Origin of the sequence: Okeania sp. SIO3B5 (genome assembly GCF_010692555.1) — a bacterium.
Lineage (GTDB): Bacteria > Cyanobacteriota > Cyanobacteriia > Cyanobacteriales > Microcoleaceae > Okeania.
Map to the genome: position 1 here is coordinate 1 of NZ_JAAHHG010000298.1, position 12,136 is coordinate 12,136.

The following is a 12,136-nucleotide window of genomic DNA, read 5'->3' on the forward strand; positions in this document are numbered from 1 at the left end:
TTTGCTCAAATTGTGGCTTTAAAGGTGGGAAGCTAGACCTTCAGGTGCGAGAATGGGAGTGTCTCAACTGTGGTGCAAAACATGTTCTTAGACGAGAATGCAGCGATAAATATATTAGTCGCGGGCGGGCAGTCCGAGACAAAAAAGCGCACCGAACCCGCGCCGCCGAAAGGCGCAAGGGAACGCGGAGCAAGAAACGGACGTGGAGGCAAGTGTAAGACTACCGCCTACGGTAGCAGCAGCCTGTGAGACGTCAACCCACCGAGGAGTTACGGCTCGGTAGGAATCCCCGTGCCTAACAGCCGGGGAGGATGTCAAACAAGTATGCTATAGCATCTCTGTGTAAGTCCTGATTATCTTATGCTTGTGCTTGTCCAGTAATACTGCTGTCTGATAGTATTAATACCGCGCAGCAGCGAAGTTTCTTCTTAGTTCTGAACTACTTGGTAACTACAAGCTGACCACCGTTACGGCAAGAATCTCCACTGTAGTCATAAACATTAACTTTCAGGTCATAAGCAAGAGCTGTTAGGGCTCCTTCATAGCCACGCTCATAAACGTCAAGATTGCTAACCCCTGATTTTGGGAATATGATATATTTATCTACGCAAGGGCCATTACCACCTTTAACCAAAACTGCAAAATTATCCCCATTGGATGAAGTATTTTCAACGTGAACCACACTTGCTCCTGTTACCAAATAACCTGCGTGAGCTGGTGTTGCTACTCCGAAAACTACACCTACTACAAGAGCTAATGCTACGACGGTAGATGCAAGGCGCTTAATTATGTTAGACATTAGAGTTATTTTCTCCTAAAAGATACGTTTGTGACAATTCTTCTTGCCTACGCGAGCTATCCAACCGCACACTACTTAACATTGTAAGTTTTCATTTTGCTTGCTGAATATCACGACTATCTGTATATTTCCTTAAACTTTTACAATTGTCAAGAGGGAAAAAACCTGTAGTGAACTGACTCCCCAGTGAACTGACTCCCCTTAAATGGTGCATTAGGAAAAAATCCTCAAACCTTGCTATAAAAAGAATTATAGGAAAAAATCTAATGCACAGTTTTAGCTGTGTCAGTTCAGTAGTGGACTGTTTCATCTTAAATGTTGCATTAGAAAATGGGGTGATGGGGGGATGGGGTGATGGGGGGATGGGGTGACGAAAAAAAGCGCTCTGCACTATTTTAGGTGAAACAATCCAGTAGAAGGAAAACATCCAAAAATAGTTTCATTAATTGATAATGGATAATTGATAATTACCTCGGGTTTTAACCATTACGGAATTGAATATCAGGAAATATTATTTCTTCTCTTGGTCTTATGGATATGGTTAGGAAACCCATCCATCCCACCCTACGGGAAGCTACGCAACGACCGCTTTTTTCCCCTTAAAAGGGGAGGCTTTAAACCAGAATTATTTAATTATTAATTATTAAATTAGCTAGCGTTAGCGGAGCTTTGCGTCAGCAATCGCTCTATTTACCATGCGCGATATATAGTGTCTTTGCGTAAGTCCTGTAATAGTTTTGTGCTTGGGGGCATCTTGCCCGTTCCTGATATTTGCACCGCAGGCAGGATACTCACCCCACTTATATTCATCCCGCCCCTCAGCAATGCTGTAGAGAGAGTGTTGGAGGTGTGGGGAGTTTGAGGAGAAATTAAAAAATATATATCTTCACCATTACGGGAGCAGGACAACCCAAAAATAATTAGAACGGGAGCAAGATGCTCCCACTGGTTATACTGTTACAATGCACCACTACCAATTGATTTTTATATGTTATATTATGTCCGGATAATTAATGATAAAAAACCTTCTCCCTTTGAACTAATATTCCCTTCTGCCTTCTGCCCTCTGCCTTCTGCCTTCCTTCCACCAAGGTCTAATTATTCACCCAGACATGATATTACTTCTTAGGTGTTTAATAAAAAATGTATTACAGCGATTTTACATTAGAAAAAATCCAACAAACTTTTGAAATTAATATAAGAGAAGAACAAAACTATTTTGCAAATATATCGCCATTACAACCAAGTAAATTATTAACATAAATACTGAACTATAACGTAGCGATCGCTCTGGCAAGTAATAGTGAAAAAGCTCGTTTCCTGACGGAATGCTCCGCAAACGGAAATGATAATTGCGCCAGTATTAATAGATATCAAAAGACAAAATCAAGAACAAATTAATATATTCTCAGGCATAGATTTTACAGTCGAACCAGAAACAGGATTGAACGGAAATTGTGACTTTTTAATCACGAAATCTTCGGAAATGTTAATCGTAACAGCTCCAATAATTGTGATTGTTGAAGCGAAAAAAGAAAACCTTAATTTAGGATTAGGGCAATGTATAGCAGAAATGATAGCAGCCAGAATATTTAATCAGAAAGAAAGTAACAATATTACAACAATTTATGGAGCAATTACATCGGGAACAAATTGGCGATTCTTGAAACTGGAAGGGGAAAATATTATTATAGATTTAACCGAATATTATCTAAATCAAATTAATTTAATTATGGGAATATTAACAGCTAGTCTAACTTCTCAAACAAGATAAAGTTAAGAAATAAATAACGTAGGTTGGGTTGAGCTGGCGAAACCCAACAATATATTATATAAATCAAATTAATCTAATTATGGGCATATTAACAGCTAGTCTGACTTCTCAAACAAAATAAGGTTAAGAAATAAAGAATGTAGGTTTGGTTGAGCTGGTGAAACCCAACAATAATCCATAAGATAAAATGTCCGAACGAGAATAATGAATAAGTTTCTGTTAGCATTGATTAGAGCTTTGATAAGACTTGATAAAGTGCTTTTATCTGTTACTACTTTTGGAAAACCGGAAATTTTGAACATCGATCCTAAATTTTACATATACTTAATTAGGTTAAAATATATTTGATAAATGATATAATAAAAAATTTATTTGCTATTAAATATATTAAATGAATAAAACTTCTATCAAACCTGCTGTAATAACCAAAGTAATTACCGACTCCATCGCTGCCGAAATAGGTTTTGAACCAGGAGATGCGATCGCCTCTATCAACGGACAACAACTACGAGACTTGATCGACTATCAATATATTTGTGCCGACGAATATTTAGAAATAGAAGTCATCGATGCTAAAGGCAAAACTCACCACATCGAAATTGAAAAAGACTACGATGAAGACTTGGGTTTAGAATTTTCTACCGCTCTGTTCGACAGTCTAATTCAATGTAATAACCGTTGTCCGTTTTGCTTCATCGATCAACAACCACCAGGTAAACGAGAAACTCTTTACTTAAAAGATGATGACTATCGTCTTAGTTTCCTCTACGGTTCGTACCTGACTTTAACTAACCTTCCCCAACGGGAGTGGGAGAGAATAGAACAAATGCGACTCTCACCACTATATGTTTCTGTCCACGCTACTGAACCAGAATTGCGATCGCGCCTACTGAAAAATTCCAGAGCAGGTAAAATACTCGAACAAATTCAGTGGTTTCAAGAACGGCGACTGCAAATACACGCTCAAGTTGTAGTTTGTCCAGGAATTAATGATGGTATTCATCTGGAACGCACATTATTAGATTTAGCAAAATTTCATACTGGGGAAATTCCGGCAGTAGCATCTGTGGCAGTTGTACCAGTGGGTTTAACTCGCTTTCGTCCTAGTTCAGATGAACTAATTCCCGTCACTACTGAAAAAGCGAAGGAAGTTATAGACCAAGTGCAAGAAATTCAAGCTAAACTGAGACAGATATCTGGGACTAATTGCATCTGGTTAGCTGACGAATGGTTTTTGATTGGCCGTCGAGACCTGCCCCCTGCTTCAGAATATGAAGATTATCCTCAAATTGGCAATGGAGTTGGTTCAATTCGGCAATTTATATCACAATTTGAGGCTGCTGTCAAGGAAAATTTAAAACATAACATTTGCTTAAGCACCCAAAGAAAGCTAACCTGGGTAGTAGGAAATGCAGTAGAGAAAGCATTTGCAGCGATCGCCGAGCAACTCAATCAAATTGAAGGACTGGAAGTAAATATGGTGGCCTTATCAAGCAACTATTGGGGACAAAGTATTAGCGTCACTGGGTTATTAACAGGCCAAGATTTGCTAGAAGGTTTACAGGGGCGAGACTTAGGAGAAGGAATTATTTTACCCTCAGTCATGCTCAAACCAGGGGACAATCTATTTTTGGATGATATGACCCTAGAAGAATTAGCAGCTCGACTGAAAAAACCTATTTGGCCAGTGGCAGGAGCAGAAGAACTAATTTTGACTGCTGTGGGCGATCGCTAATGCCGCTACGCGGAAGTCATGCATCGAGTGCGTAATTCTGAGGTCTCCTCAGAATGTAAGACGCACTCAAGACAGTCAAAAGTATTGATGTATAAGACCTTTAGGATTTTGTAACTGGTTAGTTATTTCTGCCATCCTGCACTAATTGAATTTTCAACTTTTGACTTTGGCAAAGCAGTTGACCTGTTGGTATAAAATATCATGTGGACTTGGAGACGAAGAAAAAAATCCATGAGTGTTTTTCGTAATGTATTGGTAGTAGGAGCGATCGGAGTAGTTATTTCAAATGCGGGACAGGGTTATACAGCCCCACCACCTATGCACTCCGAAAGTAATGCTCCCAAAGATTCAATTTTAGACCCACAAGAGGTCAAAGAAAAATCTATTGAGGTAACAGAAACTCAAGAAGTCAGGTCAGATACTGATTCTTTAGAGGATATTAATCAATCGAGACATCAAGGCAGTTTATTAGAGAAGTTAAATTTCAATTCTGATTCTCCTTCATTAGGTACAAAAGTACCATCAATAAGACACTCAAAAGTCAAGAACGGTAAACAATTACCTCAGTCAAAACCTAATCAAGAGGCTATTTCTTCCTTAAAAAAATTTGAAAATATATACAAAAATACAGGTAGTTTATTGGCAGAGTTAAAATCCCATAGAAAGGGAGAAAATGTTTCGTCTTCAGAATTACCATTTAAACAAAATATTAATCGTAGTTTGGCAGCTAACAAGAATCAAAATTTTAATGTAGACTCGAAAAATGTGGCTGAGTTAGAGAAGCCAAATTCTCGTTTATTAGATTTGTTACAGTCAAAGTCTGGTAATTCTCACAGAGAAACAGATGTTAGTCCGGGTAATGAAACAGAATTTCAACAGTCAATTACTCTGGCTGGTAAGGGTGCTGAAAAAGTTGATGTAGATTCAAAAAATGTAGCTGAATTAGAAAAGCCAAATTCTCGTTTATTAGATTTGTTACAGTCAAAGTCTGGTAATTATCACAGAGAAACAGATGTTAGTCCGGGTAATGAAACAGAATTTCAACAGTCAATTACTCTGGCTGGTAAGGGTGCTGAAAAAGTTGATGTAGATTCAAAAAATGTAGCTGAATTAGAAAAGCCAAATTCTCGTTTATTAGATTTGTTACAGTCAAAATCAGGTAATTATCACAGAGAAGCAGATGTTAATCCGGGTAATGAAACAGAATTTCAACAGTCAATTACTCTGGCTGGTAAGGGTGCTGAGAAAGTTGATGTAGATTCAAAAAATGTAGCTGAATTAGAAAAGCCAAATTCTCGTTTATTAGATTTGTTACAGTCAAAGTCTGGTAATTCTGAGGTAGAAACTAAAGTTAATCCGGGTAATGAAACAGAATTTCAACAGTCAATTACTCTGGCTGGTAAGGGTGCTGAGAAAGTTGATGTAGATTCAAAAAATGTAGCTGAATTAGAGAAGTCAAATTCTAGTTTATTAGATTTATTACAGTCAAAATCAGGTAATTCTCACAGAGAAGCAGATGTTAGTCCGGGTAATGAAACAGAATTTCAACAGTCAATTACTCTGGCTGGTAAGGGTGCTGAAAAAGTTGATGTAGATTCAAAAAATGTAGCTGAATTAGAGAAGTCAAATTCTCGTTTATTAGATTTATTACAGTCAAAGTCTGGTAATTCTGAGGTAGAAACTAAAGTTAATCCTGGTAATGAAACAGAATTTCAACAGTCAATTACTCTGGCTGGTAAAGGTGCTGAAAAAATTGATGTAGATTCTAAAAATGTAGCTGAATTAGAAAAGCCAAATTCTCGTTTATTAGATTTGTTACAGTCAAAGTCTGGTAATTCTGAGGTAGAAACTAAAGTTAATCCTGGTAATGAAACAGAATTTCAACAGTCAATTACTCTGGCTGGTAAGGGTGCTGAAAAAGTTGATGTAGATTCAAAAAATGTAGCTGAATTAGAGAAGTCAAATTCTCGTTTATTAGATTTGTTACAGTCAAAACCCAAAGTAGAAAATTCTAAAATTGAAACAGCAAAATTTCAGACAAATTTACAACCGAACCAAGAAAACCAAACAAATAATCCCAAAACAACATCAGAAAGAAATTCAACACCAGGAAATTCTTACCGAGTAATGACAAGCATAAATCGAGCACCAATAATGGAGACAGTAAATGATTTAGCACAGACTGAAACCCAAGCATTAGGCTTAACTAATCCCCTAAGATTACCCAGTAGAAATAACCGAAATTCAGCCACAACTATTTTTAATCCACCTACTTTTGGCAATACTTCAACACAGAAAAAATCTGCCCAAATAACCACAGGTCTCAATCAAACTTCAAGCAGCAATACTGTTCCTAATTTAGCCATAGTAGAAAATCAAAAACCTTCATCAACAAATAGTGGCTTTATCATTGTTCAACAAACAACAGAAAGTTTTCCCCCACCAGTACCAGACGGAACCTTGCAAACAAATCCTCCCCCTCAAATTCAACCAAAATCTTCTAACCCATTAAACTTTCCAATTACCCCCGATGAAGTACAGATAGAAGAAACCATACCAATTACTTTACAGCAAGCCATTGATTTAGCCAGACGCAATAATCCAGAAATAGAAATTGCTCAATTAGAAGTCGAAAGAAGCAGAGCAAGTATGCGAGAAGCTCAAGCTGCTCTGTGGCCCAGCCTAACTTTTGACTCAAGCCTACAACGTACAGAAAGTGCCTCTGGGGATCTGCAGGCCAGAGCTCAACAACGACTAGCGGAAAGTAGTGGCTCAGAGTTTGTAGACACAGATATTCAAAATTTCCCCACCACAACTTTTCTCAATGAATTTCGATTTGACTACGATCTTGGTGTTGGTAAAGCTCGTTCCGCCAGAATTGGAATTGCTAGAGAGCAAATGCACCTCCGAGAACTAGAGTTAGAAAGAGTTTCGGAACAATTGCGCTTTGATGTATCTGACGAATACTACGATCTACAGGAAGCAGATGGACGAGTCAGAATTGGGGAAGCTGCTGTGGCTAACGCTAGAAAAAGTTTAGAAGATGCTGAAGCCTTAGAAAGAGCTGGAGTTGGAACTAGGTTTGATGTACTGCAAGCTCAAGTAACATTGTCCAACGAACAACAAAATCTCACAAACTCACTGCGAGACCAGCGTACTGCTCAACGTCGCTTAGTGGAAAGATTGAATATAAGTCAGTTAATCAATTTAACGGCTGCTGACCCCATTGAGCCAGCAGGATCTTGGCCTCTATCTTTAGATGAAACAATTGTGTCTGCTTTTCAAAACCGAGCTGAGTTAGAACAGCAGTTGGTACAAAGAGACTTAAGCGATGAGCAGCGAAAACTAGCTCTCTCAGCCATTAGGCCAAGTTTAAATTTCTTTGCCACTTATAATGTTTTGGGGTTAACTACCGATAACCAAAGTCCTTTTGCCGCAAGAGGTTGGGCCGATGGAACTACAGTAGGATTCAACTTTAGATGGAATTTCTTTGATGGTGGTGCAGCTAGGGCGGCTGCTAGACAGAGTATTTTGGATCAAGATATTGCAGAAAATAGGTTTGAGCAGGTTAGAAATCAAGTTCGTCGTGAAGTTGAACAAGCCTTTTTTGGTTTGGAGGCTAGCTTTGAGAATATTTCTACAGCAGAATTGGGTGTGGAACAGGCCAGAGAGGCTTTACGTTTAGCGCGATTAAGATTTCAAGCAGGTGTGGGAACTCAGTTAGAGGTGATTAATGCTGAGACAGACTTGACCAGAGCTGAGAATAATTTGTTAACTGCAATTATTGACTATAATCGTTCTTTGTCGGAATTACAGCGAGCTGTTAGTAATCTTCCTGGTGGAGATTTGTCAGATACTCCTTGAAGAAGTCAGGAGTCAGGAGTCAGGAGTCAGGAGTCAGGAGGGAAGAAAGAAGCAAGAAATAAGAGAAGGAAAAGGAGGAAGTTTTTTTATCACTAATTACCCGGACATGATATTAAACCCACATTCCGCACTTCAGTTTGTATCATTAAAAGTAGTATATAAATCCGTAGCTTTGTAGGTATTTATACTATACAAATCATCTCAATTACTTTTTTCGTCGATCAAATAATGAAGTAAAAAATTTACGCATAAATACTTACTCGATCATGTACTCGATCGCGGCAGCTATGATTTTCTTCTCAAATTCTGTCTCCTGTCTCCTGTCTCCTGACTCCTCCTTCGGTTGCTACATTTTGTGGTGCGGAATGTGGGATTAAACTTTTTTTCTTTCTGTCTTCTTCCAGCAGAACAAGTTAAACTTCTCAACATTAGTTAACATTTTTTCAGAATAGCCAATCTCAACATAAGTTAATAATTCATAATGGCCAACATCAAATTTGAACAAGAAAACCAGGAAATAATTGCTGCTGATGGAGCAAATTTAAGAATCAAGGCTCTAGAAAACCGCATTGATCTCTACACCTTTACAGGCAAAATGATGAATTGCGGAGGCTATGGGCAGTGTGGAACCTGTGTCGTAGAAGTTGTCGAAGGTCTGGAAAATCTTTCACCTCGTACTCCAGTAGAAGAACAAAAGTTAAAGAAGAGGCCCCCTTCTTATAGACTAGCTTGTCAGACCATGGTTAATGGTCCTGTTACCATCAAAACAAAACCAAAACGCAAATAACAAATAATGGTATTCTTAACCTTGTGGTTTTTTCAATTCAAGGTGGGTTAATCATGGCAGTTAATGATTTAGGCTTTGTGGCAACCATTTTGTTCATATTTGTGCCAGCCGTTTTCTTAATCATTTTGTATATTCAAACTGGCAACAACGAAAGCTAAATTAGTAGTTTACAAACTCAGAGTAGGAGCATAATTTAACAAATTGTCCTCCTACTTTGCTGTTTTTGTCTAACTAGGGTTTGCTGAATAAACCTAAAAATCAAGATATAGCAATGAGCGCTGGTATATTTACAAATTGCAGGAGGGGCCAAATAGCTAAAAGTCTTATATTATCAGCAATTTATTTCCCCAGATGAGCTGTTGCTTTCCGGAGCTGTTGCCTGCGCACAGCGCTATAGCTTTGTTAGATTCAGTTTATCTCCTAGTTATTTGCTAGTTTTGCCTCAAAATACCGAAATTTTCTGCTGAAATTCAAGAAAATTTCTTCAAATAAAATGGCCGAAACCGTCCCCGCGTCTCCCCATCTCCGCGTCCCCGCGTCTCCCCGTCTCCGTGTCCCCATCTCCTACCCCCACCAGCCAATTTTTTCAGCAGACCCTAACTAGCACTCTGGCGAGCTAACAATACAGGACAATTAGCATAAACCCGCACATAGTCCGATAGAGAATTTCCTAATAGTTTATCAAGGTCCACAAGATTCTTAGCACTAGATGGACGGCGGTCTGGTGAACCCAATATTAATAGATCTACATTCAAATCCTGGGAAATTTTACAAATTTCTGGACCAGGTTTACCACTGGCAGCAACACAGCGATATTTAATACCCATTTTTTTTGCTTCTGCCGCAGCTGTCGCTACAACAGGGTCTTTTTCTGCGTCGGCAGTGTAATCTTGCATAGATTTTCCACTGGGATCTTTCTTAACATGACTCAAAATTAATTGTCCCCCAGGAATTTGATTCACTAAGGAAATAGCCAACTTTAGAGAACTTTTTCCTCCTTCTGATGAATCTAGAGCTACCATTACCCGCCTGATTTTTTTAACGTAGATATCGTCTTTCACCAGTAACATCGGATGAGAAGTTAACTGGAAAACATATTGACTAACGGAATTTTCCAAAATAGCTTGCAATCTACCTAATCCCCTCGAACCCATAATAATTAGGTCAGATTCTTCTTCATCAGCTACTTGACAAACAATATCTTTAGGGTCTCCTTGTTTAAGTCGGGGACTGACTTTTTTTGGATCTATATTTAAAGATTGGACAGCCTCTGCCAGAATTTTTCCACCTTCTTCTAACTTAGCAGACATACGTTCTGCACTAACTTGAGGGGGGACAACGTGCAATACAGTGACAGATGCTACTTGAAAGTAGGGGATGTCTATCAACATATTGAGCATCTGTTCACATAGTCCCCGTCCAGCAACAGCTAGCAAAATTTTGTTTATCATATTTTAGTTGAGTGAATCAGCGAATAATAACTTGTTAAACTAGCATAGATCTCCTGTACCCATGATAACTTTGAGAAATGTAGCGTTTTAGCAAATTTTGTAAAGTGGCCTCATCAGAACAATCTCAATCTCAGTTACCCACAAGTGCAATTGAAAATCAATCCACTCAAAAATCTGAAGCTTGGTTTGAATATATAGTCAGAGTTCATCCTCACCACACTGACTATGCTGGTGTTGTTTGGCATGGAACTTATATTTCCTGGATGGAGGAGGCAAGAATAGAAAGTTTGCGTTCTATTGGTATTGAATATGCTGAGTTGGTTAATCTTGGTTGTGATTTACCGAAAATTTGGGGTATGCGCCTCGCCCATAAGCGGGCGACTTTTTAGTTGATTTTATTTCTATAAATATGTTATCATACTGTTAGTTCAAATAGGAATTATGAAAGCTAGATTTAAGTATCGTATTTATCCAACACCGGGACAAAAATACCGATTAGCAAAGCTATTTGGTTGTGTTCGTGTGGTTTGGAATGATAGTCTAGCTTGTTGTCAAGAAAAGTATCAATTAGGAGAGAATAAACCCACTAACTCCGAGCTACAAAAACAGTTTATCACTCAATCGAAAAAGACTGAAGACAGAGAATGGTTATCAGAAGTTTCTGCTATACCATTGCAGCAATCATTGAATGATTTAAACCAGGCTTATCAAAACTTCTTTAAATCGACTAAAGGTCAACAGAAAGGTAGACCAATTAAACCTCCAGATTGCTTCGTTCCTCGCAACGCTCCGCGATTTAAAAGTAGAAAGTCAAAGCAAACTGCTAGGTTTACAAAGGGAGGTTTTAAAGTTGGTCAACACAAAGTTTATTTAGCTAAGATAGGAAAGCTAAAAATAGTCTGGTCAAGAGAATTACCTGCTGCTCCATCATCAGTAACAGTAATCAAAGATTGTAGGGGCGATTCGCGAATCGCCCCTACTAGATATTTCTTGAGTTTTGTAGTAGAAATACAACCAGAAGTCTTACCTAAAACTGATAGTTCAGTAGGTATAGATTTAGGTATTAAAACATTTGCTACATTTAGCGATGGTACAAAGGTTGATGCTCCTAAGCCACTGAAGAAACGAATTAAGAAATTAAGAAAGTTAAGCAAGTCATTATCTCATAAAACTAAAGGCTCTAAAAGGTATGAAAAAGCAAGGGTTAGAGTAGCTAAATTTCATGCCAAACTGAAAGATACACTCGTCAGACTTTCTACATAAATTATCTACTGAAATAATTCGTGAAAACCAAACAGTTGTTTTAGAAGTATAACAACGTTTCTGGTATGGTTAAAAACCGTAACCCACCCCCATCCCCTCCAGGGAGGGGAGCAAGAGGGGTGGGTATCTGATTTAGGTTGGAGAACCCATACGGACTTTTTTAGATGGAATTGCTGAAAAATATGGTCGCGATTTCAGAGTAATTAGTCGCCCTTGAGCCAACATCCCAAGTTTGCTCAAATTGTGGCTTTAAAGGTGGGAAGCTAGACCTGAAGGTGCGAGAATGGGAGTGTCTCAACTGTGGTGCAAAACATGTTCTTAGACGAGAATGCAGCAATAAATATATTAGTCGCGGGCGGGCAGTCCGAGACATTAAACGGACGTGGAGGCAAGCGTAACCCACCCCCATCCCCTCCCGGGAGGGGAGCAAGAGGGGTGGGTGCAGCAGCCAATGTTAGCGACA

At 38.7% G+C, this 12,136-nt stretch carries 9 protein-coding genes and 2 pseudogenes; 9 read left to right on the forward strand and 2 right to left on the reverse strand.

The features are described 5' to 3' along the window. Positions 1-218 (forward strand): annotated as a pseudogene (locus F6K54_RS29150) (hypothetical protein); the annotation flags it as partial. 221 nt (positions 219-439) lie between these two features. On the opposite strand, the gene F6K54_RS29155 reads toward F6K54_RS29150, so the two are convergent. After that, positions 440-799 (reverse strand): DUF5992 family protein, encoded by a 360-nt coding sequence (locus F6K54_RS29155; RefSeq protein ID WP_293085589.1) that lies wholly within the window; start codon positions 797-799, stop codon positions 440-442. Positions 800-2,144: 1,345 nt separating this feature from the next. On the opposite strand from F6K54_RS29155, the gene F6K54_RS29160 reads away from it, so the two are divergent. The 5 genes from F6K54_RS29160 (at position 2,145) to psbM (ending at position 9,117) form a co-directional block, all read left to right on the forward strand. Next, positions 2,145-2,573, forward strand: coding sequence for a hypothetical protein (locus F6K54_RS29160; protein WP_366558260.1), 429 nt, complete (start codon positions 2,145-2,147; stop codon positions 2,571-2,573). Between the two features lie 391 nt (positions 2,574-2,964). Then, entirely contained in the window at positions 2,965-4,308 is a 1,344-nt protein-coding gene (locus F6K54_RS29165) for a TIGR03279 family radical SAM protein (RefSeq protein ID WP_293085592.1), read from the forward strand. Between the two features lie 201 nt (positions 4,309-4,509). Then, positions 4,510-8,172: a TolC family protein gene (locus F6K54_RS29170; RefSeq protein ID WP_293085595.1), complete on the forward strand. Its 3,663-nt coding sequence runs from the start codon at positions 4,510-4,512 to the stop codon at positions 8,170-8,172. 481 nt (positions 8,173-8,653) lie between these two features. Then, positions 8,654-8,959 carry a 2Fe-2S iron-sulfur cluster-binding protein gene (locus tag F6K54_RS29175; protein WP_202222646.1) on the forward strand — a complete coding sequence of 102 codons (306 nt, stop codon included), beginning with the start codon at positions 8,654-8,656 and terminating at the stop codon, positions 8,957-8,959. Between the two features lie 53 nt (positions 8,960-9,012). Then, a complete protein-coding gene (gene psbM / locus F6K54_RS29180) occupies positions 9,013-9,117 on the forward strand; it encodes a photosystem II reaction center protein PsbM (RefSeq protein ID WP_124147322.1) in 105 nt (34 codons plus the stop codon). 438 nt (positions 9,118-9,555) lie between these two features. Here psbM and F6K54_RS29185 read toward each other — a convergent pair whose 3' ends face one another. Continuing rightward, the gene (locus F6K54_RS29185; protein WP_293085599.1) at positions 9,556-10,410 is read right to left on the reverse strand and encodes a universal stress protein; all 855 of its coding nucleotides are present in this window, start codon (positions 10,408-10,410) and stop codon (positions 9,556-9,558) included. A gap of 104 nt (positions 10,411-10,514) precedes the next feature. On the opposite strand from F6K54_RS29185, the gene F6K54_RS29190 reads away from it, so the two are divergent. The 3 genes and pseudogenes from F6K54_RS29190 to F6K54_RS29200 all read left to right on the forward strand — a co-directional run. Continuing rightward, positions 10,515-10,799: a hypothetical protein gene (locus tag F6K54_RS29190; RefSeq protein WP_366558261.1), complete on the forward strand. Its 285-nt coding sequence runs from the start codon at positions 10,515-10,517 to the stop codon at positions 10,797-10,799. A gap of 52 nt (positions 10,800-10,851) precedes the next feature. Further along, positions 10,852-11,673 (forward strand): RNA-guided endonuclease TnpB family protein, encoded by an 822-nt coding sequence (locus tag F6K54_RS29195; RefSeq protein WP_293085602.1) that lies wholly within the window; start codon positions 10,852-10,854, stop codon positions 11,671-11,673. A gap of 260 nt (positions 11,674-11,933) precedes the next feature. Further along, positions 11,934-12,071, forward strand: a pseudogene (locus F6K54_RS29200) (RNA-guided endonuclease TnpB family protein); the annotation flags it as partial. Between the last annotated feature and the right edge of the window lie 65 nt (positions 12,072-12,136).